24 protein-coding genes and 1 tRNA gene are annotated in these 19,156 nt (G+C 68.1%); 22 read left to right on the top strand and 3 right to left on the bottom strand.

Going from position 1 to position 19,156, the window contains the following annotated elements:
* Positions 1–3: 3 nt before the first annotated feature.
* From HNP48_RS24350 to HNP48_RS24285, 14 genes are all read left to right on the top strand, one after another.
* Complete coding sequence (locus HNP48_RS24350; protein WP_184861975.1) at positions 4–444, top strand: thioesterase family protein; 441 nt, start codon at positions 4–6, stop codon at positions 442–444.
* Positions 441–1,076 carry an outer membrane lipoprotein carrier protein LolA gene (locus HNP48_RS24345; protein ID WP_184861973.1) on the top strand — a complete coding sequence of 212 codons (636 nt, stop codon included), beginning with the start codon at positions 441–443 and terminating at the stop codon, positions 1,074–1,076. Before HNP48_RS24350 ends, HNP48_RS24345 begins: the two co-directional genes overlap by 4 nt.
* Entirely contained in the window at positions 1,073–3,424 is a 2,352-nt protein-coding gene (locus tag HNP48_RS24340) for an MMPL family transporter (protein WP_184861971.1), read from the top strand. Before HNP48_RS24345 ends, HNP48_RS24340 begins: the two co-directional genes overlap by 4 nt.
* Positions 3,424–4,695, top strand: a complete 1,272-nt coding sequence (locus HNP48_RS24335; RefSeq protein ID WP_184861969.1) for an NAD(P)/FAD-dependent oxidoreductase — start codon at positions 3,424–3,426, stop codon at positions 4,693–4,695. The genes HNP48_RS24340 and HNP48_RS24335 overlap by 1 nt, the downstream gene beginning before the upstream one ends.
* An 8-nt stretch (positions 4,696–4,703) precedes the next feature.
* The gene (locus HNP48_RS24330; RefSeq protein ID WP_184861967.1) at positions 4,704–5,276 is read left to right on the top strand and encodes a DUF3261 domain-containing protein; all 573 of its coding nucleotides are present in this window, start codon (positions 4,704–4,706) and stop codon (positions 5,274–5,276) included.
* Positions 5,276–6,472: a beta-ketoacyl-ACP synthase gene (locus HNP48_RS24325; RefSeq protein ID WP_184861965.1), complete on the top strand. Its 1,197-nt coding sequence runs from the start codon at positions 5,276–5,278 to the stop codon at positions 6,470–6,472. Before HNP48_RS24330 ends, HNP48_RS24325 begins: the two co-directional genes overlap by 1 nt.
* Positions 6,473–6,493: 21 nt before the next feature.
* Complete coding sequence (locus HNP48_RS24320) at positions 6,494–6,985, top strand: hotdog family protein (RefSeq protein ID WP_184861963.1); 492 nt, start codon at positions 6,494–6,496, stop codon at positions 6,983–6,985.
* 48 nt (positions 6,986–7,033) lie between these two features.
* Complete coding sequence (fabG, locus tag HNP48_RS24315) at positions 7,034–7,825, top strand: 3-ketoacyl-ACP reductase FabG2 (protein WP_260420360.1); 792 nt, start codon at positions 7,034–7,036, stop codon at positions 7,823–7,825.
* Positions 7,822–9,075: a beta-ketoacyl-ACP synthase gene (locus HNP48_RS24310; protein ID WP_184861961.1), complete on the top strand. Its 1,254-nt coding sequence runs from the start codon at positions 7,822–7,824 to the stop codon at positions 9,073–9,075. The genes fabG and HNP48_RS24310 overlap by 4 nt, the downstream gene beginning before the upstream one ends.
* 3 nt (positions 9,076–9,078) lie before the next feature.
* Positions 9,079–9,504: a hypothetical protein gene (locus tag HNP48_RS24305; RefSeq protein WP_184861959.1), complete on the top strand. Its 426-nt coding sequence runs from the start codon at positions 9,079–9,081 to the stop codon at positions 9,502–9,504.
* A 110-nt stretch (positions 9,505–9,614) separates the two neighbouring features.
* Positions 9,615–10,043 carry an excinuclease ATPase subunit gene (locus tag HNP48_RS24300; RefSeq protein ID WP_184861957.1) on the top strand — a complete coding sequence of 143 codons (429 nt, stop codon included), beginning with the start codon at positions 9,615–9,617 and terminating at the stop codon, positions 10,041–10,043.
* A gap of 165 nt (positions 10,044–10,208) precedes the next feature.
* On the top strand, positions 10,209–10,646 hold the full coding sequence (locus HNP48_RS24295; RefSeq protein WP_260420359.1) for an excinuclease ATPase subunit: 438 nt from the start codon (positions 10,209–10,211) through the stop codon (positions 10,644–10,646).
* Positions 10,647–10,694: 48 nt separating this feature from the next.
* On the top strand, positions 10,695–11,135 hold the full coding sequence (locus HNP48_RS24290) for an excinuclease ATPase subunit (RefSeq protein ID WP_184861953.1): 441 nt from the start codon (positions 10,695–10,697) through the stop codon (positions 11,133–11,135).
* Between the two features lie 14 nt (positions 11,136–11,149).
* Positions 11,150–11,926: a 4'-phosphopantetheinyl transferase superfamily protein gene (locus tag HNP48_RS24285; protein ID WP_184861951.1), complete on the top strand. Its 777-nt coding sequence runs from the start codon at positions 11,150–11,152 to the stop codon at positions 11,924–11,926.
* A 51-nt stretch (positions 11,927–11,977) separates the two neighbouring features.
* On the opposite strand, the gene HNP48_RS24280 is transcribed toward HNP48_RS24285, so the two are convergent.
* Positions 11,978–12,054: transfer RNA gene (locus HNP48_RS24280), tRNA-Arg, on the bottom strand.
* 181 nt (positions 12,055–12,235) lie between these two features.
* Between HNP48_RS24280 and HNP48_RS24275 the strand changes: the two genes are divergently transcribed.
* The 5 genes from HNP48_RS24275 to HNP48_RS24255 all read left to right on the top strand — a co-directional run bounded on the left by HNP48_RS24275 (position 12,236) and on the right by HNP48_RS24255 (position 15,292).
* Positions 12,236–13,051 carry a hypothetical protein gene (locus HNP48_RS24275; RefSeq protein ID WP_184861949.1) on the top strand — a complete coding sequence of 272 codons (816 nt, stop codon included), beginning with the start codon at positions 12,236–12,238 and terminating at the stop codon, positions 13,049–13,051.
* A gap of 87 nt (positions 13,052–13,138) precedes the next feature.
* Positions 13,139–14,086 (top strand): NAD-dependent epimerase/dehydratase family protein, encoded by a 948-nt coding sequence (locus HNP48_RS24270; RefSeq protein WP_184861947.1) that lies wholly within the window; start codon positions 13,139–13,141, stop codon positions 14,084–14,086.
* Positions 14,087–14,133: 47 nt separating this feature from the next.
* Positions 14,134–14,292: a hypothetical protein gene (locus tag HNP48_RS24265; RefSeq protein WP_184861945.1), complete on the top strand. Its 159-nt coding sequence runs from the start codon at positions 14,134–14,136 to the stop codon at positions 14,290–14,292.
* A gap of 103 nt (positions 14,293–14,395) precedes the next feature.
* Complete coding sequence (locus HNP48_RS24260) at positions 14,396–14,770, top strand: hypothetical protein (RefSeq protein WP_184861943.1); 375 nt, start codon at positions 14,396–14,398, stop codon at positions 14,768–14,770.
* Positions 14,771–14,806: 36 nt separating this feature from the next.
* Positions 14,807–15,292: a hypothetical protein gene (locus HNP48_RS24255; protein WP_184861941.1), complete on the top strand. Its 486-nt coding sequence runs from the start codon at positions 14,807–14,809 to the stop codon at positions 15,290–15,292.
* A gap of 329 nt (positions 15,293–15,621) precedes the next feature.
* Here the strand turns inward: HNP48_RS24255 and HNP48_RS24250 are convergent, their stop codons facing one another.
* Positions 15,622–15,981, bottom strand: coding sequence for a carboxymuconolactone decarboxylase family protein (locus tag HNP48_RS24250; RefSeq protein ID WP_260420368.1), 360 nt, complete (start codon positions 15,979–15,981; stop codon positions 15,622–15,624).
* 187 nt (positions 15,982–16,168) lie between these two features.
* Between HNP48_RS24250 and HNP48_RS24245 the strand changes: the two genes are divergently transcribed.
* Together HNP48_RS24245 and HNP48_RS24240 are read left to right on the top strand one after the other, a co-directional pair.
* Positions 16,169–17,059, top strand: a complete 891-nt coding sequence (locus tag HNP48_RS24245; protein ID WP_184861936.1) for a LysR family transcriptional regulator — start codon at positions 16,169–16,171, stop codon at positions 17,057–17,059.
* An 87-nt stretch (positions 17,060–17,146) separates the two neighbouring features.
* Positions 17,147–17,410 carry a hypothetical protein gene (locus HNP48_RS24240; protein ID WP_184861934.1) on the top strand — a complete coding sequence of 88 codons (264 nt, stop codon included), beginning with the start codon at positions 17,147–17,149 and terminating at the stop codon, positions 17,408–17,410.
* 36 nt (positions 17,411–17,446) lie between these two features.
* Here HNP48_RS24240 and HNP48_RS24235 read toward each other — a convergent pair whose 3' ends face one another.
* Positions 17,447–17,779: a hypothetical protein gene (locus HNP48_RS24235; protein ID WP_184861932.1), complete on the bottom strand. Its 333-nt coding sequence runs from the start codon at positions 17,777–17,779 to the stop codon at positions 17,447–17,449.
* A 613-nt stretch (positions 17,780–18,392) separates the two neighbouring features.
* Here HNP48_RS24235 and HNP48_RS24230 point away from each other — a divergent pair.
* Positions 18,393–19,118 carry a hypothetical protein gene (locus HNP48_RS24230; protein WP_184861930.1) on the top strand — a complete coding sequence of 242 codons (726 nt, stop codon included), beginning with the start codon at positions 18,393–18,395 and terminating at the stop codon, positions 19,116–19,118.
* The last annotated feature ends 38 nt before the right edge of the window (positions 19,119–19,156 follow it).

Below are 19,156 nucleotides of genomic sequence, written 5' to 3'. Positions count from 1 at the left end.
CGCATGTCCACTGAGAAAGAGCTGGCCTCGCGCGAGCGGCTGACGCACGAGATCGAGATCACGCCCGCGTTCTACGACATCGACGTGATGGAGATCGTCTACCACGGCCACTACGTGCGCTTTCTCGAGCTGGCGCGCAGCGCACTTCTGGCCAAATTCGACTACGACTACCCGCGCATGCGCGAATCGGGCTACGGCTGGCCCGTGGTGGACATGCGCCTCAAATACGTGCGCCCGGCCACCTTCGGCCAGGTGCTCAAGGTGCGCGCCACCATCACCGAGTGGGAGAACCGCCTGCGCATCGACTACCTCATCACCGACGCCGCCACGGGCCAGAAGGTCAACAGCGCCCACACCATCCAGGTGGCGGTGGACATGCAGACCCGCGCCATGTGCTTCGTCTGCCCGTCCGTGCTGTGGGAGCGGCTGGGGGTGGCGCCATGAAGATGGTCCCGTGGATCCGCATGTTCGCCCTGGCCCTGTGTGCCCTGGCCCTGCTGCCCGCCCAGGCGGCCGAGCCCGGCGCGCAGGAGCTGCTGGCCCAGGTGCGCCAGCGCGTGCAGGATGCGCCCGTGGTGCGTGGCGAGTTCGAGCAGCTCAAAACCGTCAAGGGCTTCAAGCAGCCGCTGCGCTCCAGCGGCGACTTCATCGTGGCGCGCGGCAAGGGCATCGTCTGGCATGTGCTCAAACCCTTCGAGTCCACCCTGGTGGTGCGGCCCGACAGCCTGCAGTCGCGCGGCAGCGACGGCAAGCTCACCACCCAGATGCGCGCGCAGGACGAACCCGTGCTGCGCACCGTCAACGCCATGCTGTTCGCCGTGATGTCGGCCAACCTGGCCGAGCTGGCCCAGCACTTCGAGGTGACGGGGCAGGTGGCAGCCAAGGGCTGGTCACTGCGCCTGGTGCCGCGCGACCCCACGCTGGCCCAGTGGCTCAGCGCGGTGGACCTGCAGGGCAGCCAGTTCGTGCAGGAGGTGAAGCTGCAGGAGGCGCGCGGTGACGCCAGTGTGATCCGCATCCTCGCGCCCGTGGCCGAAAACGCCCTGCGCCCGCAGGACGCGGCCCAGTTCGAATGACGGGCGCGACCCCCGCGCACGACGCCGCCCCCGGCGGGCTCTGGCGCATGGCTGCGCTGGCCTGGCTGCTGGTGGTGCTGGCCGTGGGCCTGCACCAGTGGCAGTTCTGGAAGCACGACGGCATCGACACCGACGTGATGGCCTTGTTGCCTGTGAACGAGCAGGCCCCCGACGTGGCCCTGGCCACCGAGCAACTGGTGGGCCAGATGTCGCGCCAGGTGGTGGTGCTGATCGGCGCCGCCGAGTGGGCCGACGCGCGCGCTGCCGTGCAGGTGCCGCGCCAGTCGCTGGCCAGCGGTGCCGGCGCGCGCCTGCGCGAAGACGCCGTGGCGCAAAAGACCTCCATGGACGCCGCGCTCGGCTTCTACCAGCCCTGGCGCGAACGCCTGCTCACCCCGCAGCAGCGCGCCATGCTGGCCGGCACGCCCGATGCGGCCCTGGTGCAAAAGGCCCTGCAGGACCTGTACCAGCCCGCCGTGCAGGCCCGACTGTCCGACTGGGTGGGCGACCCGCTGGGCCTGTGGACCCAGTGGTGGGCCGCGCGCGGCGCGCAAAGCCAGGCCCGCCCGCGCGATGGCGAGCTGTGGGTGGCGGCCGACGGCCTGCAGTGGGCCGTGCTGCAGTACACGCTGGAGGGCTCGGCCTTCCGCCTCTCGGGCGAGCCCGTGCTCGACGGCGCCCTGCAGAACGCGCTGGGTCAGGTGCATGCCAAGTGGCCTGGCGCCCGCATGGTCACGGCCGGCGTGCCCCTGCATGCCGAGGCGGCCGCGGTGCAGGCCCACTGGGAGATCAACACCATCGGCTGGGGCTCGCTCGCGGGCGTGCTGCTGCTGGCCTGGCTGGCCTTTCGCTCGCTGCGGCCGGTGGCGCTGGTGGGCGTGTCGCTGCTGGTGGGCTGCGCGGTGGCGCTGTCGGCCACAGCGCTGCTGTTCGGGCAGGTGCACCTCTTGACCCTGGTGTTCGGCGCCAGCCTGGTGGGCGTGGCCGAAGACTATGGCATCCACTACTTCGCCAGCCGCCAGGGTGCGCCCGGGCGCAGCCCGCACGGGCTGATGCGCGGGCTCATGCCGGCGCTGTGGCTGGCCCTGGGCACCAGCGCCATCGCCTACCTGGCGCTGGGGGCCGCGGCCTTCCCGGGCCTGCGCCAGATGGCGGTGTTCTCGGTGGTGGGGCTCACGGCCGCCATGCTCACCGTGGTCTGCTGGTTCCCCTGGCTGGACCGGGGCACCATGCCGCACAGCCGCGTGGCCGATCGCATTGGCCAGACCCTGATGGCCTGGCCGCGCTGGCGCCAGGCGCTGCCCGGCTCGCTGGCCGCGTGCGCAGCCATGGCACTGGCGCTGTGGCTGCTGGGCGGCCTGCGCGCGCAGGACGATGTGCGCCAGCTGCAAAACGGCTCGGCCACCCTGCTGGCCCAGCAGCGCCAGGTGGGCGAGATCCTGGGCCTGCCCAGCCCCGCGCAGTTCTACCTGGTGCAGGGCGACACGCCCGAGCAGGTGCTGCAGCGCGAAGAAGAACTCAAGGACAAGCTCGACGCCCTGGTCGCGCGCCAGCTGCTGGCGGGCTACAGCGCCGTGTCCGACTGGGTGCCCTCGGCCCGCCGCCAGGACAGCGATGCGCAATTGGTGGCGCGCGCCCACGAGGCCGTCTACCAGGGCGTGAACGCCGCGCTCGGCGAAAGCTTTGCCCGCGCCGATGCCCCCGCGCCCGCGCCGCTCACCGTGCAGGCCTGGCTGGCCCAGCCGATTGCGACCGCCGCCCGCCCGCTGTGGCTGGGCGAGCGCGAAGGCCGCTACCGCAGCCTGGTCATGCTGCGCGGCGTGGCCGACCTGCAGTCGCTGCCCGCGCTGGCCGGTGCCGCCCAGGGGCTCGAAGGCGTGGCCTGGGTGGACAAGCCCGCCGAGATCTCGGCCCTGCTGCAGCGCTACCGCATCTCCATGACCGAGCTGCTGCTGCTGGGCCACGTGCTCGTGCTGGCCGCCCTGTGGCTGCGCTTTGGCCGCAAGGCCTGGCGCGCCTGGATGCCCACCGTGCTGGCCAGCCTGGCGGTGGTGGCCGCGCTCACGGCGTTTGGCGCACCCTGGCAGCTGTTCAACGTGCTGGCGCTCATGCTGCTCCTGGGCGTGGGCATCGACTACGGCATCTTTTTGCAGGAGCACGAGGACGACCCCCACGCCTGGCTGGCCGTGGTCATCGGTGCGGGCAGCACCTGGCTGTCGTTCGGGCTGCTGGGCCTGTCGGCCACGCCCGCGCTCAAGGCCTTCGGCCTCACGCTGATGCTGGGCCTGCCGCTGGTGCTGGTGCTGGCACCGCTGTTTCGCAGCCCCACCGTCTCCAAGGAACATTGATGCAAAACCGCCGAGTGGAACAGACCGAGGTACTGATCGTGGGCGCGGGCCCCTCGGGCGCCGTGGCCGCCGGCCTGCTGCGCAAGCAGGGCCGCCAGGTGCTGGTGATTGAGAAAGAAAGCTTTCCGCGCTTTTCCATCGGCGAAAGCCTGCTGCCCCAGAGCATGGCCTACATCGAAGAGGCCGGCATGCTGCAGGACGTGGTGGAGGCGGGCTTCCAGTACAAGAACGGCGCGGCCTTCGCCAAGGGCAATCTGCGCACGGAGTTCGACTTCCGCGACAAGTTCTCGCCCGGCTGGGGCACCACCTACCAGGTGCAGCGCGGTGACTTCGACAAGGTGCTGGCCGATGCCGCCGCCAAGGCCGGTGCCCAGGTGCGCTACCGCCACACCGTGACGGCGGTGAACGTGTCGGGCGAGCAGCCCGAGGTATCGGTCACTTCGCCCGAAGGCGAGGAGTACACCGTGCGCGCGCGCTTTCTGCTCGACGCCAGCGGCTTCGCGCGCATCCTGCCGCGCATGCTGCAGCTCGAGCGCCCCTCGGACTTCCCGGTGCGCGGCGCGCTGTTCACGCACATTGAAGATGGCATCGCCCACGGCGACATGGACCGCAGCAAGATCCTGATCTCGGTGCACCCGGTGCACCACGAAGTCTGGTTCTGGACCATTCCGTTCTCCAACGGCCGCTGCTCGCAGGGCGTGGTGGCCACGCCCGAGTACCTGGCGCGCTATGAGGGCAGCGAGGTCGAGCGCCTGCGCGCCATCATCGCCGAGACCCCGAGCCTGGCCCATGTGCTGCGCAACGCCGTGTGGGACACGCCGGGCCGCTCCATCACCGGCTACGCGGCCAACGTCACCGCGCTGTGGGGCCGGGGCTATGCCCTGCTGGGCAATGCGGGTGAGTTCCTCGATCCGGTGTTCTCCAGCGGCGTGACCATCGCCGTCACCTCGGCCAGCCTGGCTGCGCGCTGCATCGGCCGCGCCTGGCGCGGCGAGGCGGTGGACTGGCAGCAGGACTACGCCGTGCCGCTGCAGGCCGGGATGAACACCTTCCGCGCCTTCGTGCAGGGCTGGTACGACGGGGGCTTCCAGGACGTGATCTTCCACGCCCAGCACAGCCCCGAGATCCGCCGCATGATCGCTTCCATCCTGGCCGGCTACGCCTGGGATGCGAAGAACCCCTATGTCGCCGAACCGCAGCGCCGCCTGCAGGTGCTGGGCGAGCTGTGCCGCGGGCAGCAGCCGCTGCAGCGGGGAGGCGTGCCCGCATGAGATCCGCCATGGCAGGCCGCTGGGCGGCCACGGCGTTGCTGCTGCCACTGCTGGCGGGCTGTGCCTCCCTGGGCGCACCGCAGGCCGCGCGCACCCCGCCGCTGGCCCTGGCGCCCGCCGCCCTGCGCTGCGAGGCGGCGGTGCAGCAGCGCATCACGGTGGAGCTGCCCGGCCGCCCGGCGCAGCAGCTCGAAGCCCTGCTCGAGGTCGATGCCGAGGCCGTGCGCCTGGCCTTCTTCGTGGTGGGGCAGGGCGTGGGCAGCATGGTGTGGGACGGCTGGCAGTGGCACAAGGAGCTGTCGCGCCACTGGCCCGCGCAGCTCACGCCCGAGCAGATACTCAGCGACCTGCAGCTGGCTTTCTGGCCCGCGCGGGCCGTGCAGCGCGCCGTGCAGCCACCCTGGAGCGTGGAGGCCTCCGCCACCGGGCGCCGCCTGTTGCGCGATGGGCGGGAGCAGGTGCGCGTGCAGTTCGTCGGCAGCACCGCCGTCGAGATCATCTACCCCGAGGGGGCCTTCACCTTGCGCGTCGAATCGCCCGGGGGCTCCCGACTGTGCGCCCCGGCGCAGGAGCCTTCGTGATGGCACGCCCGCATGTCTACCTGAACGCCGCATCGGCCCACAGCGCGCTGGGGCTCAGCGCCGCCGCCATGCGCGCGCACCTGTTTGCCGCCACCGATCCCGCCACCCTGCAGTGGACGGAGCGCTACTCCCCCGGTCGCCTGCTGCCGCTGGGCTGCCTGCCGGCAGACGCCGTGCTGCCCGCGCTGGACTTTGCACCCGTGCACCAGCGCTCGCGCAACAACGCGCTGGCCTGGGGTGCCGTGCAGGCGCTGCAGGCCGATGTAGCCCAGGCCATCGCCCGCCACGGCGCCGCGCGCGTGGCCCTGGTGGTGGGCACCAGCACGGGCGGCATCGAAGAAGGCGAGGTGGCCGCGCGCCACCTGCTGCACCAGGGCGGCTTTCCGCCCGGCTTTGCCTATGCCGTGCAGGAGATGGGCAACGTGGCCCAGTTCCTGGCGCAGCACCTCGGGATCCGCGGGCCGGCGCACACCATCTCTACCGCCTGCTCCTCGGGCGCCAAGGCCCTGGCCTCGGCCGCGCGGCTGCTGCAGTCGGGCATGGCCGACGTGGTGCTGGCCGGGGGTGTGGATGCGCTGGCGCGCTTCACCGTGGGCGGCTTCAGCGCGCTGGAGGCGGTCTCTGCCGAGCGCTGCAACCCCCTGTCTGCCAACCGCCGGGGCATCAACCTGGGCGAGGCGGCGGCCTTCTTCGTGCTGAGCCGCGAGCCCGGCCCGGTGCGCCTGGCCGGCTGGGGCGAGTCGCAGGACGCGCACCACATGTCCGCCCCCGACCCCACGGGCCAGGGGGCGGCTGCGGCCATGCAGCAGGCGCTGGGGCGCGCCGGCATGCAGCCAGCGGGTGTGGACTATGTGAACCTGCACGGTACGGCCACGCCGCACAACGATGCCATGGAGAGCCGGGCGGTGCAGGCGGTGCTGGGCACCGAGGTCGCGGTCAGCTCCACCAAGCCGCTCACCGGCCATGCCCTGGCCGCCGCCGGCGCGCTGGAGGCGGCGGTGGCCTGGCATGTGCTGCAGGACAATCCGCGGGGCAAGCTGCCCGTGCACTGGTGGGACGGCGCGGCCGACCCCGCCATGCCGGCCCTGGCCGCCGTGGCGCCGGGCACCCAGCTTTCGCGCGCGGCCCGGGCCGTGCTGAGCAACTCCTTTGCCTTTGGCGGCAGCAACAGCAGCCTGCTGTTCGAGGCCGCCTGACGAATGACGACGAGCCGATCGATGAGCACCACCATCACCACCGAACTGTTACCCATAGAGAACTATGTGCCCCACCGGGGTGCCATGCTGCTGCTGGACCGGCTGGTGGCCGCCGGCGTGGACAGTGCCGTGGCCGAGGTCCGGGTGCCGCGCGGCGGCCTGTTCCTGCACGACGCCGGCATGCCCTCCTGGGTGGGCATGGAGTACATGGCGCAGACGGTGGCCGCCTGGGCCGGCTGGAACGCGCTGCGCAAGGGCCAGGCCGTGAAGATCGGCTTTCTGCTCGGTTCGCGCAAGTACGAGACGGCCCAGGCCTACTTTGCCCCGGGCGCGCTGCTCAGGGTCAGCGTGGACTGCGACATGATGGGCGACAACGGCCTGGGCATGTTCGACTGCCGCATCCATGCCGAAGATGCGACGGAATTGGCAAGTGCGCGCATTTCCGTCTTTGAACCCGAGGACGGTAGCGCCTATATTTCCCCATCGCCTTCATCGCCCCCATCGGGCCAGTGATGGCTGGCAAAAAATAGATACAACAACAGGTTACAACCGATACCGAGAATGAATGAGCTGACGACGAAGACGACGACCGGCGCCGCGCCCGCGGCAGCAGCACCAGCGGCTGCCGCCACCACCGTGCTGGTGACCGGTTCCAGCCGGGGCATCGGCCGGGCCATCGCGCTGCGCCTGGCCCGTGACGGCCACGACATCGTGGTGCACTGCAGAAGCGGCATCGAGCAGGCGCACAGCGCCGTGGCCGAAATCGAGGCCCTGGGCCGCAGCGCGCGCGTGCTGCAGTTCGACGTGGCCGACCGCGCCGCCTGCGCCGCCGCGCTGGAGGCCGACATGGAAGCCCATGGCGCCTACTACGGCGTGGTCTGCAATGCCGGCATCGCCATGGACAATGCCTTCCCCGCCATGACCGGCGAGGAGTGGGACCGCGTGGTGCACACCAACCTCGACGCCTTCTACAACGTGCTGCACCCCGTGGTCATGCCCATGGTGCGCCGGCGCAAGCCCGGGCGCATCGTCACGCTGGCCTCGGTCTCGGCCCTCATGGGCAACCGCGGCCAGGCCAACTACAGCGCGGCCAAGGCCGGCGTGATCGCCGCCACCAAGACGCTGGCCATCGAGCTGGCCAAGCGCAACATCACCGTCAACTGCGTGGCGCCGGGCCTGATCGACACCGAGATGGTGAGCGAAGAGGTGCTGGAGCACGCGCTCGAGATGATTCCCATGCGCCGCATGGGCACGGTGGACGAGGTGGCCGGCGCGGTCGCCTTTCTGCTGGGGGCCGAGGCCTCGTACATCACGCGCCAGGTGATCTCGGTCAACGGGGGGATGGTCGGATGAGCACTTCCACCACCACCCGCCGCCGCGTGGTCATCACCGGCGTCGGTGCCTTCAGCCCCCTGGGCAACGACTGGACCACCGTGCGCAGCCAGCTGCTCAGCGGGCGCAACGTGATCCGACGCATGCACGAGTGGGAGATCTACGAAGGCCTGAGCACCCAGCTGGCCTGCAATGTGGCGCCCTTCGAGTTGCCCGCGCACTACAACCGCAAGACCATGCGCAGCATGGGCCGCGTGGCCGTGATGGCCACGCGCGCCACCGAGATCGCGCTGGCGAGCGCCGGCCTGCTGGGCGCCCCCTTCGTCAAGAGCGGGCAGATGGGTATCTCGTACGGCTCGTCGGCGGGCACGCCCTCGGCCATCGGCGACTTCGGCCGCATGATCGCCGAGAAGAACACCGAGGGCATCAACGCCAATACCTACATCAAGATGATGTCGCACACGGCGGCCGTGAACATCGGCGTGTTCTTCGGCGCCACGGGGCGCATGATCACCACCTCCAGCGCCTGCACCTCGGGCAGCCAGGGCCTGGGTTACGCCTACGAAACCATCCAGAGCGGCAAGCAGCTGGCCATGCTGGCCGGCGGCGCCGAAGAGCTCGACGCCATCCAGGCGGCGGTGTTCGACACCCTGTTCGCCACCAGCACCAAGAACGACACGCCCGAGCTCACCCCCCGGCCCTTCGACGCGGCGCGCGACGGCCTGGTGCTGGGCGAGGGCGCCTGCACCTTCGTGCTTGAAGAGCTCGGCCACGCCCAGGCGCGCGGCGCGCAGATCCTGGGCGAGATCATCGGTTTTGCCACCAACTCCGACGGCACCCACGTCACCCACCCCAACTCCGCCACCATGGCCCAGGCCATGCGCATGGCGCTTGACGATGCCGGCCTGGCACCGGGCGACATCGGCTACGTCAACGCCCATGGCACGGCCACGGAGCAGGGCGACATCGCCGAGAGCCATGCCACGCATGCGGTGTTTGGCAGCAGCGTGCCCGTGAGCACGCTCAAGAGCTACATGGGCCACACCCTGGGCGCCTGCGGCGCGCTGGAGGCCTGGATGACGCTGGAGATGATGCGCGAGGGCTGGTTCGCCCAGAACGCCAACCTCACCGAGCCCGACCCGCGCTGCGGCGCGCTGGACTACATCATGGGCCAGGCGCGCCAGCTCGACACCGACATCGTGATGAGCAACAACTTCGCGTTCGGCGGGGTCAACACATCCTTGATTTTCAAACGTTGGAGGGAGCAGTAAAAAATGGCAGTTCTTCACACATCCACCGGCCGCGCCAGCGCGCTGGCCACCGCGGCAGTGCTGGCCCTGGCCCTGCACAGCGGCGCCGCCCATGCGCGCGCCGAAGCGCTCTACGACGCGCCGCAGGTCGTCTTCTCGGGTGCTTACACGCCCACGGCGGCGCAGGTGCGCGACCGCATCATCCAGGCCGGCCAGTCGCTGGGCTGGGCCGTGACCCGCGAAGCCCCGGGCCTGGTGGAGCTGCAGTACGACAAGCAGCAGGGCAAGCACATGGCGGCCATCGCCGTGCGCTACGACCACGCCGGCTACAAGATCGACTACGTCAACAGCTACAACCTCAACTATGCCGAGGCGGGCGCGGGCCGCCACATCCACCCCAACTACAACCGCTGGATCCGCAATCTCATGCAGCGCATCAGCGGCGGCTGATGAAGCCCGGCGCGCGGCGCAAGGAGGGCAGGGGCCCGGCGGCCCACAGTTCGCGCAAAGCATCCGAAACCGCCCTTCTGCAAAGAGGGGCACACCACAGGAGAATCCGCATGAAGAAATGGGTCCTGGCACTGGCCGCCCTGTCGGCCATGGGCGCAGTGCACGCACGCAACACGGTTCTGACGCTGCCCCTCGATGAAGTGGTGCGCATGGGCGTGGAGCAGGGCAAGCTCGACGGCAGCGTCAAGTTCTACCTCTCGGGCGCCAAGACGCCCAAGGTCAGCGCCCGCCTGGGCGAAGACATCGCCAACAAGAAGACCAACGGCGTCGGCAAGGACGATGCCTATGGCTGCAAGTGGGCTGCGCTGTCGGCGCTGATCGCCTTCCAGGAATCGGCCAAGCAAAAGGGCGCCAACGCCGTGGTCGACCTGCACAGCTACTACAAGCGTGCCACCTACAAGAACCCCGCCAACTACGAGTGCCATGCCGGCGCGGTGGTGATCGGGGTGACGCTCAAGGGTACTTTCGCAAAGGTGTAAGCCCCCCTGAGCCGCTTCGCGTCATCCCCCAGGGGGACGCCCCCAGCGCACGGAGTGCTGACGACATTTGCATGCCGTGGCGGCCCTTGCACGGGGGCGCTGGCTATGAGTGCGCCAGTTGCGTGGCGTGGGATTTTCAATGAGGGACAACCAATGATGAAAATGATGAAGCCATGGGCTCTGGCCCTGGCGGTACTTTCTGCCACCCCGCTGGCGCAGGCGCGTGACAAGGTCTCGCTGCAGCCGCTGGAAGAAGCCGTGCGCCTGGGCATCAAGGAAGGCAAGCTCGATGGCAGCGTGAAGTTCTACCTCTCGGGTGCGCCCACGCCCCCGGTGCAGGGCGCGGCCCTGGGCGAGGAGCATGTCAACCGCCGCACCAGCAACGGGGGCAAGGAACCCGTGTTTGCCTGCCACTGGGCGGCACTGTCCAGCCTGATCGCTTTGCAGGACAACGCCAAGGCCCGGGGGGCCAATGCCGTGGTCAACCTGCACAGCTTCTTCAAGGAAAAAACCTTCAAGGACCCCATCAACTTCGAGTGCTACACCGGCAACATGATGACCGGCGTGACCCTGAAGGGCACCTACGTGCGCACGGCGCCCTGAATCGGGCCCGCTTGCGGCCGCAAGCAACCATCCAACCAGCAAAAAAGCATGACCGTGAAGACAACCATCCTGGCCCTGGCCATCCTGGCGGGTGCAAGCACCGCCGCCCACGCCGAAAAAGTGCTGATGCTGCCCCTGGAAGAGGCCGTGCAGCTGGGCCTGGCGCAAAAGAAGCTCGACGGCAGCGTCAAGTTCTACCTGTCGGGCGCGCCCACGCCCGAAGGCGGCACCGCCATCGGCGAGGAAACCGCCAACCGCCGCACGGCATCGGGCGGCCGCAGCAAGGAAGAGGCCTGCCACTGGGTGGCCCTGTCCACACTGATCTCGCTCGAAGAGTTCGCCAAGAAGCGCGGCGCCAACGCCGTGGTGGACCTGCACAGCGTCTTCAAGGGCAAGGTCTACAAGGACCCCGTCAACTACGAATGCCACGCGGGCAACATGCTCACCGGCGTGACCTTCAAGGGCACCTACGTCCGCATGGGGCAGTGACGTCGCCTTTTCCCTTGGCACCACCGCTGCAACTGCTGCTCGCCGCGCAGGCCCCCCTGGCAGCGCGGGCGCAGCAGGCGGTGCCCGGGTGGCTCACGGCAGATGAAGAGGCCCGCCTGGCCGGCATGCGGCACTCGGCCCGGCGCCAGGAGTTCATGGCCTGCCGCTGGGCCCTGCGCCACCTGCTGGCCATGGGTAGCAATACCCCGGCCAGCGACTGGCGCCTGGACGCGCCCGAGGGCAGGGCGCCCCAGCTCAACGCGCAGCACCACGGCGCCGCGGCGGCTGCCGCCACCCGCCTGTCCCTGTCGCACAGCGGCGCCTGGCTGGCCTGCGCTGTGGCGCCGCAACCCGTGGGCGTCGACCTGGAGGTCAAGGACATCCAGAGCCCCGGCCGGCGCGACGTGCTCGCCCTGGCCGCCATGGCCTGCTCACCGGGCGAGCTGGCGCAGCTGCAGGCGCTGGCCGACGGCCCCGCGCGCCAGCGCCACTTCTTGCAGATCTGGAGCCTCAAGGAGGCGTATTTCAAGTGCACGGGCACGGGCGTCGATTTTTCGGCGATCCGGCGCATCGAGTGCCGGCCCGCAGGCCCGGCCGATCCGGCTCAAGTGCTGGTGGCGCATGCCAGCTCATGGCACGGCGCCACGGCCGACGGCCATGCCGTGCTGCTGTCGGTGTGCGTGCTGCCCGGGGCTGCCGGGGCCATGCCGCCCTGCGCGCTCAGCCAGCCCGATGCGGACATCGCATGGCAGGGCGAGGGGGCATGGCACCTGGTGGCCTTGCCAGGCTGACCGGCCGGTGCGTGTGCGAACGGTGCGCCTGGGCGCAGGAGGGGAAGAATTTGGCCTGCCTGGAGGGACTCGAACCCCCGACCTATAGCTTAGAAGGCTATTGCTCTATCCAGTTGAGCTACAGGCAGACAGCGCCAAAACACGGTTTGGCGCTATTATTTCGATAGTATTCGCGGGGCGGCCCGCGAATTCACGCTGTGCAGGTACGCAATGATACCTGCTCGGGCCCGCTGATCGGCCAAACCGCGGGCCTTCGACCGGGCTGGTGCGCCATGATCGGCCCAGAGATTCGATGGATGGGAAAGAGGGATGAAGTACATCGCTGCCGCATTGACCACAGGCCTGCTGCTTGCAGGGGCCGCACAAGCCCAGACGCCCCTCGTGCTGATCGAGGCCTGCAATGCCATTGCGGCCGCCGACAAGCGCCTGGAATGCCTGAAGGCCGCCATGGGGGCGGGGGCGCCCAAGGATACGGCCATCGATACGCTGGAGCAGGCATTCGGTGCCATGCAGGCGGGTCTGGGCGTGGGCATGTCCTACCGGGACTACCAAGCCGCGGTGCTGGACCTGGCACGTGCACTGGCGGTGTACAAGCAGAAGGCAGGTGGCTTGCCCAGCAACCAGCTGGAGCAGTCCCTTGCCGCCTACAACGACGCGGGCGCGCTGTGGATCAAGTCCATCGAGTTCTATGCCAACCGCGACAATGCGCTGGACTACCCGAACGCGTTGCCCATCGATAGCAACAACCTGCTGTGGCTGGTCCAGAAATATACCCTGGCGGTCTCGAACGCCAATCGTGCGGGCCGTGAGTTGGGCTTGCAGGTGGATGCCAGCCGGTCGCAGATATGGGCCATGGCCCGGCACATGGCTGAGCAAGGCATCCGGCAGATCCGGAACCCGGCATCCATGCAGCCTGCCGCTCCCGCGGTGTCACTGCAAGATGCCGACATCGCTGCCGCTCGGGCCCTGTCCAAGGAGAAGCAATGCCAGGAAACCCCCCAGGTGGAAAGAACCGGCCTGGCTGGCGTGGACACGCTCTTCGCCGCAGCCTGCACCGACGGCAAACAGTTGCACATGGCGTGCGCCTCGGGAATCTGCCGTGTGCTGGCGCAGCCGGTCCAGTAGCCTGCACCGCAAGACCGCTTTCAAGACGACCCCGAAAGCCGTGTGAACAGGCCCTGACCAACCCCAAGCGCAAAGGCTCTACTGTCCATGCAAAAGCTACTGCTTCTCGGAGGTTCGGTGTTCGTCGGCCGCGCATTGCGGCAGCGCTTGGTCGCGCAGGGCTTTGACGTCACGGCGGTGACGCGGGGGCTGGTCCCAACTGAGTGGGGCGCGGCACACCACATCGCGTGCGACCGGCGCGATGTGCAGCAACTGGCCTCGCGCTTGCGCGGGCATACCTTTGACGCCGTGGTCGACGCCTCGTGCTACGGCCCCGAGGATTGCCGTGCACTGCTGGCCGCGCTGCCGGCGCTGCCCACGACCTATGTGCTGCTCAGCTCTGCCGCGGTCTATCAGCGCTCCACCGCGCCGCTTCCGTTTGCCGAGGCATCGCCCGCGCACGGCGATGAGATCTGGGGCCCCTATGGCCGCGACAAGGCGGCGGCCGAGGCGGTGCTGCTCTCTGCCTCCGCGGTTCCCCGCCCCTTCGTGCTTCGACCGCCGTACATCTACGGCCCCGGCAACAACCTGGACCGCGAGCGCTTCGTATGGGCCCGGCAGCTGGCCAACGAGCCGATCTTTGTGCCTGGAGATGGAGAAACGCTGATCCAGTTTGTGGGCATCGACGATGTAGCGCGCGTCATCGCCGGCTTGCTGGACCCGCAGTGCACCGTGGCGCCCGGCATCTACAACCTGGCATCCGAGACGTATGTTTCCTTCAACCAGTACATCGCCTTGCTGGGCCAGATCACCGGCCGCCAGAGCCATGTGGTCCATGTCGCGGACCCGACCATCCCGGCACGCGAGTATTTTCCCTTCCGCAAGGCCCACCTGGTCTTGTCGACGCAAAAGCTGGCAGCGTGGAGCGAGCGCCCCCAGACGCCGCTGAGGCAGGGCCTGCAGGCCACATTCGATGGGATTGCCGCGTCCTCTGACTTCACCGTGGAGCCCTCGCCAAGAGAGGTGGAGTTGCGGCGCCTTGCGGCGGGCCGTTGATGGAGGCCGAGACCAGACTGCTGCAACTGGCCACGTACAGGCATCCCATGACCCAACTTCTTCGCGTAGGAATCATCCTGTCGATCGCCGCAGCGGTGGTGGCTGGCGGTATCTGGTTGGATTGCGAAATGTCGATCGACAGTTGCCTGGACCGCGGCGGCGCGTGGGACTACCAACAGGCCCGGTGCGAGATGGCTGCCAGGTAGCTGCGTGCAGAATGCAGCCAATAGCGGACGGCAACCCCGCCCAGGGGGCCCGCGCACCGACCAGGTCTCAGACAACATTCGGCAAGAAAAGGCAACCCGAACGATGGATGAAGTTGAAGCACTCTCGCAGGCGATCGAAATGGCAAAGGCACGCTGGGGATCCGCCTTGCCAAGCTTCTGGTGGAATCTTCATGATGGCGAATGGCATGTGACTCTCGATTTCGAGATGACACTCCGATTCCGCCAGAGCGACGGCCAGTTCATTGATGAACCCGGCGGCCTGGCGGCTGTCGCGGCTTTTCGCGCTGCAAAGAGCTACGCTCTTCAAGAGGGGCAGCTATGGGCTCCCGCATTCACTCTCGGCCGCAGAGCGGGCAATTGGCACATTGGTGCTCGGCAGGCACAGTTCGGCGGCCAGATGGCCATCGTCGTTGGGGATGATGGCACGGTAAAGTCGTTGTCGGTCAACCCAAGATAGGGGCCATTGGCAGCCAAGAGCGGACGTAACCCAGACATGGAAGAAGAAACGATAGCAATCCTTACCTCGCCTGAGGAGTACGCGTACCACATCGGCGAAGTGGCCAGTGTCGGAACGCATCACCTTCGGATAATCCGCAGAAAATTCTCGATTCAGACGCCCTACCAAATTGAACAGGTGCCGATGGCGCATATATCGCGTGCCGAATACAAGCAGGGGCTGGCGCCCTTGCGCATTGGGGCCGGTGGTGTCCTCATCGCGCTTTTGTGTGCGATCTTTTACTACATTGGCGTCTATTGGGATAGCTTGCAGCCTGGTACCACGGTTCCCGTCGGCATGCTCGGACTTGCCGGCTTGTATGGCCTCAGGTGGGCGTTCATGTCCCGCCGCCACGCTTTGACGTTCCATTTGCACAGCGGTGGAAAAATCCGTTGGAAGTCTCGGTCTGGCGACTTCAAATACAAAGACCGCGCAGTGGGACATGTGTTCCAGCATTTACGTCGATTGGGTTTGCTTGCGTGAGGCCCATGGCTCGCGCGCACCAGCCATTGCCACCATGATGGCAACCGGTCGGAAGCGGTCGCTAAAGCGCGCGGATTGCGATTTTGGTGTCATCGAGCCGGTGCCGGGTTTTGTATTGGAGCGGGCTCCTACAGCCGCCCCCCGGCCGATACGCCCGCCAACGTCCGCCTCTACCGCGGCGAGGGTGTCCTGCAGGGCCATCTGCAGTGGAGTGCCCATGAGGCCCTCATCTGGGATGTGGTCCCGGCCGCGTACGCGGTGCCGGAAGAAGACTGGCTTGCACGTGCCCCGTTGCAATGGCATTGGCTGCAGAGCACGGCCCCCGCCTCTCACCCCAGCGGCAACGCCACCCCCGCCTCCCCCAACACCTCCCGCACCACGGCCAGCCCATTGAGCGCGGCGGGGAAGCCCGCGTACACCGCCATCTGCATCACCACCTCGACCACCTCGTGCGGGGTGCAGCCCACGTGCAGGGCGGCGTGCACGTGCACGCGCAGCTGGGGGGCGGCGTTGCCCAGGGCGCACAGGGCAGCCACGGTGGCCAGTTCGCGTTCGCGCAGGCCCAGGCCTTCACGGGCGTAGATGTCGCCGAAAGGGAACTCGAGCACGTAGCGCGCGAAGTCGGGGAACGATTGGGCCAGGCCTTCGACCACCGCCAGGCCGGCCGGGCCGTCCACGGCGGCCAGCATGCGGGTGCCGCGTGCGTAGCGCTCGGAGGGTGGGGTGGTGATGGTGGTAGCAGTGGCCTCGGGTGAAGGCGACGAAGAAGAAGCAACAAAAGAGGTCATGCAAGGCTCCAAAAAAGGGGAACGGAGCGCACTGTAGAAACGCCGCGCCGCCGGCGGAATGACCGATTTCGTGATACCTTTTTGGTATATGTCCAACCGCCTCGATTCCCGCTCGCTCGCGCTGTTCCTGGCCGTGGCCGATGCCCTGAGTTTTCGGCAGGCGGCCGAGGCGCTGCACCTGTCGCAGCCGCCGCTGAGCCGGGCCATCCGCCAGATGGAGGAGCGCCTGGGCACGCGCCTGTTCGAGCGCAGCCCGCAGGGCGTGGCCCTCACGGCGGCGGGCCAGCGGCTGCTGCCCCATGCGCGCGCCATGGCCCAGCTGCTGCGCGATGCCGAGGCGGCGCTGGCGGCCCCGGCCGTGCCGGCCACGCTGCGGCTGGGGTTCACCAGCGCGGTGGAGCCGGCCTGGTTTGGCGGCCTCGCGCAGCGCGTGCAGGCCACGCACCCGGGCACGGTGGCGACCACCGTGTCCGACACCTCGCCCCGGCTGGTGCGCCAACTGCGCGCGGGCAAGCTCGATGCGGCCTTCATCGCGCTGCCCACCGATGCCCAGGGCCTGGATGTGCTGGCGCTCGACCGGCTGCCCATGGTGCTGGCCCTGCCATCGACCCACCCGCTGGCGCGGCGCCGCGTGCTGCGCCTGGCCGACCTGGCGCGCGAGCCCGTGTTCTGGTTCGAGCGCGCGCGCCAGCCCGCCTTCTACGACCACTGCCAGAAGGTGTTTGCGCAGCACGGCTTTGCCCCGCCCAAGCTGCGCGAGCCCACCGACCACCATGTGCTGCTGGGCGAGGTGGCCAGCGGGCGCGGCATGGCGCTGCTGCCCCGCTCGTTCACCGGGCTGCGGCGCGCGGGCGTGGCCTACCGCGCGCTGGCCGAGGGCGATGCACTGGCCGTCGGCATCGGCCTGGCCACGCCGCGCGACCGGCCGGCCCTGCGCGACCAACTGGCCGCCGTGGCGCGCATGCCGGCGGTGCGCTGACGGCCACGGCCAGGGCCGCAAGCTGCGGGCCCTCTACGGCTGCTGCGCTACCATGGCGGCCACCCGCTTGCAGCAGGAGTCCGCACATTGTTCGAGATGCTTTTTGAGTTGCTTATCTATGTGCTGGTGAACTATGTCTTCGTCTACATCGGCAAAGCCATCGTCTATGCCCTGACCCTCGGGCACTGGCGCGGCGAGCGCGGCGCCGACGAAGCCCGCATCCACGGCGCAGCCGGCGCCCTGAGCTTTGTGCGCGACGGGCAACGGGTGCTCACCGACCGCAGCGCCGCCTTCGTGGGCGGGGCGGCCTGCATCGTGCTGGGGCTTGCCTGGGTAGCGTTGACGTGGTGAGGCGCTCGCTCGCTCTCTGCCTACCCACCCGCCCACTCACGCCCCCTGAAAATGCTCCGGCGTGATCTGCACCTCATGGACCTTGAGCTTCTCCCCCAGGTACTCCTGGGCGGCCACGGGCTGCGCCTGGGCCGCTGCGGCTTGCAGCATGGGGTAGTAGCCCAGGCGGTGCTGGACCGACAGGGTCACCCAGTCGTCAAAGGAGGTGAGCGTGAACGGTGCCAGGGCGGCCGGCGAGCCTGCGCGCTGCGCATGCGAGTACTGCCGGATTTTTTGGTTGGCGAACCGCATGCTCCATTGGATGGCGTCGTCGCCATCGGCTTCGAAGCGCTCGCACCAGTAGCCCGTGGACGCGGGATCGGAGGGCACGATGAACACCCGCACCACGCCGTGGTTGCGGGAGAACTGGACGGCAACGATGACCAGGTCGGGCAGGCTGTTAGAACCTGTTCAAGATCTTTTTGGAGCTGCAAAAAGATCTTGAACAGGTTCTTAGGGCCCGGGGGCAGTGCGTAGAACTCGGGCGGCAGGTTTCCATAGGCCATGCGTCGTGTCTCCGGGGTGGTGGTTGTGGGAGTGAGGGCCCGGCCATTGTGAACGCGCCGCCAGAGGGGTGCGCACCAGGGCTTGCTCACACTATTTTCTGGCAACGCGACCCCATGATTGGTGTTGGCAGGCCCCGGCCGCCGAAGCCCGCCTGCCGCTCGTCGACGATCTTGTTTCGCTTGCTACCGTACTCTTCGGGGGGCTTGCCGGCGCAGCCGGTTCAGTGGCTTGCCTGCACGCCAATATCCATCGGTAGGTAGAGCACCTGTGGTACCCGCGAGGGTGCTTGGCCCTGATGGCCTTGCGACCTGGCGGGATACTGCAAGGTTGAAGTGCTTCACGAGAGAATCGCCGGATAGAAGTGGCAGCATTGGGGCCGGAGACCGGATCGAATGCGCATAACAGACACGGATACCGTAGAAATGAGGAGAGAGGGATGAGATTGTGGATTTCTGCCGCGTTGGTGGCGGCCTTGGGCACTGTGGGTTGCGGCAAGCAATCGGAATCGGAGAGCGCTTCGTCGGCTGCACAGCCCTTGCCTGCGGCATCGGCACCTGCAGTTCCCGCGCCACCTTCGCCGCCACCGCCGGTTGCCAAAGTGTGGGAAGGGCCCATGGGCGTCAAGATGGGGCTCTCAGTGGACGAGTTGCGCCAGGCCATCAAGCTGGAGGATACCGAGCAGCCTCGGGTGTTTCTGTCCGACACCGCGCCCAGCCCCCACGATGCCTTTGAGGTCTACACCTACATAGCGACACCTGACGCGGGGTTGTGCAAGATGTCTGCCATTGGAAAGACCATCAAGACCAGTGTCTATGGCAACGAGCTGAGGAACGGATATGCGTCACTCAAAGCCGCACTGACTGAAAAGTACGGCAAGCCGACGAGCGATTTCGATCGCCTGCGCCAAGGAAGCATCTGGGATGAGCCGCGTGATTGGATGATGGCGCTGTTCAAGAAGGAACGCACGCTTACAGCATTCTGGGATGCTGAGCCCGACAAGAAGGGGGGCCGCAAGATCACACTCCCCAATGAGTTGTCGATCATCCGCATTTTCGCGACGGCGGAAGGAACGGAGGCCGGCTACATCACCGTTTCATATGCGTTTACCAACGAAGAGGCTTGTATTGCAGAGATCAAGAAGGCGAAGAACAAGTCGCTTTGATATTTGACCAGGGGACCATGAGCGGGGGGCGGGGCCCA

It is taken from the genome of Acidovorax soli, assembly GCF_014207955.1.
In the GTDB taxonomy this organism is placed as follows: Bacteria; Pseudomonadota; Gammaproteobacteria; order Burkholderiales; family Burkholderiaceae_C; genus Acidovorax; species Acidovorax soli_A.
The sequence above is the reverse complement of the archived record's forward strand: the minus strand, read 5'-3'. Positions and strand labels throughout refer to the sequence as shown.

Excerpts from the sequence above, each read along its gene's own strand:
- fabG (WP_260420360.1), top strand. The coding sequence starts at position 7,034 with ATGAATGAGCTGACGACGAAGACGACGACCGGCGCCGCGCCCGCGGCA.
- HNP48_RS24330 (WP_184861967.1), top strand. The coding sequence starts at position 4,704 with ATGGCAGGCCGCTGGGCGGCCACGGCGTTGCTGCTGCCACTGCTGGCG.
- HNP48_RS24340 (WP_184861971.1), top strand. The coding sequence starts at position 1,073 with ATGACGGGCGCGACCCCCGCGCACGACGCCGCCCCCGGCGGGCTCTGG.
- HNP48_RS24320 (WP_184861963.1), top strand. The coding sequence starts at position 6,494 with ATGAGCACCACCATCACCACCGAACTGTTACCCATAGAGAACTATGTG.
- HNP48_RS24350 (WP_184861975.1), top strand. The coding sequence starts at position 4 with ATGTCCACTGAGAAAGAGCTGGCCTCGCGCGAGCGGCTGACGCACGAG.
- HNP48_RS24230 (WP_184861930.1), top strand. The coding sequence starts at position 18,393 with ATGAGATTGTGGATTTCTGCCGCGTTGGTGGCGGCCTTGGGCACTGTG.
- HNP48_RS24275 (WP_184861949.1), top strand. The coding sequence starts at position 12,236 with ATGAAGTACATCGCTGCCGCATTGACCACAGGCCTGCTGCTTGCAGGG.
- HNP48_RS24300 (WP_184861957.1), top strand. The coding sequence starts at position 9,615 with ATGAAGAAATGGGTCCTGGCACTGGCCGCCCTGTCGGCCATGGGCGCA.
- HNP48_RS24295 (WP_260420359.1), top strand. The coding sequence starts at position 10,209 with ATGAAGCCATGGGCTCTGGCCCTGGCGGTACTTTCTGCCACCCCGCTG.
- HNP48_RS24290 (WP_184861953.1), top strand. The coding sequence starts at position 10,695 with ATGACCGTGAAGACAACCATCCTGGCCCTGGCCATCCTGGCGGGTGCA.
- HNP48_RS24245 (WP_184861936.1), top strand. The coding sequence starts at position 16,169 with ATGTCCAACCGCCTCGATTCCCGCTCGCTCGCGCTGTTCCTGGCCGTG.
- HNP48_RS24305 (WP_184861959.1), top strand. The coding sequence starts at position 9,079 with ATGGCAGTTCTTCACACATCCACCGGCCGCGCCAGCGCGCTGGCCACC.
- HNP48_RS24325 (WP_184861965.1), top strand. The coding sequence starts at position 5,276 with ATGGCACGCCCGCATGTCTACCTGAACGCCGCATCGGCCCACAGCGCG.
- HNP48_RS24335 (WP_184861969.1), top strand. The coding sequence starts at position 3,424 with ATGCAAAACCGCCGAGTGGAACAGACCGAGGTACTGATCGTGGGCGCG.
- HNP48_RS24270 (WP_184861947.1), top strand. The coding sequence starts at position 13,139 with ATGCAAAAGCTACTGCTTCTCGGAGGTTCGGTGTTCGTCGGCCGCGCA.
- HNP48_RS24255 (WP_184861941.1), top strand. The coding sequence starts at position 14,807 with ATGGAAGAAGAAACGATAGCAATCCTTACCTCGCCTGAGGAGTACGCG.
- HNP48_RS24250 (WP_260420368.1), bottom strand. The coding sequence starts at position 15,981 with ATGCTGGCCGCCGTGGACGGCCCGGCCGGCCTGGCGGTGGTCGAAGGC.
- HNP48_RS24265 (WP_184861945.1), top strand. The coding sequence starts at position 14,134 with ATGACCCAACTTCTTCGCGTAGGAATCATCCTGTCGATCGCCGCAGCG.
- HNP48_RS24260 (WP_184861943.1), top strand. The coding sequence starts at position 14,396 with ATGGATGAAGTTGAAGCACTCTCGCAGGCGATCGAAATGGCAAAGGCA.
- HNP48_RS24310 (WP_184861961.1), top strand. The coding sequence starts at position 7,822 with ATGAGCACTTCCACCACCACCCGCCGCCGCGTGGTCATCACCGGCGTC.
- HNP48_RS24345 (WP_184861973.1), top strand. The coding sequence starts at position 441 with ATGAAGATGGTCCCGTGGATCCGCATGTTCGCCCTGGCCCTGTGTGCC.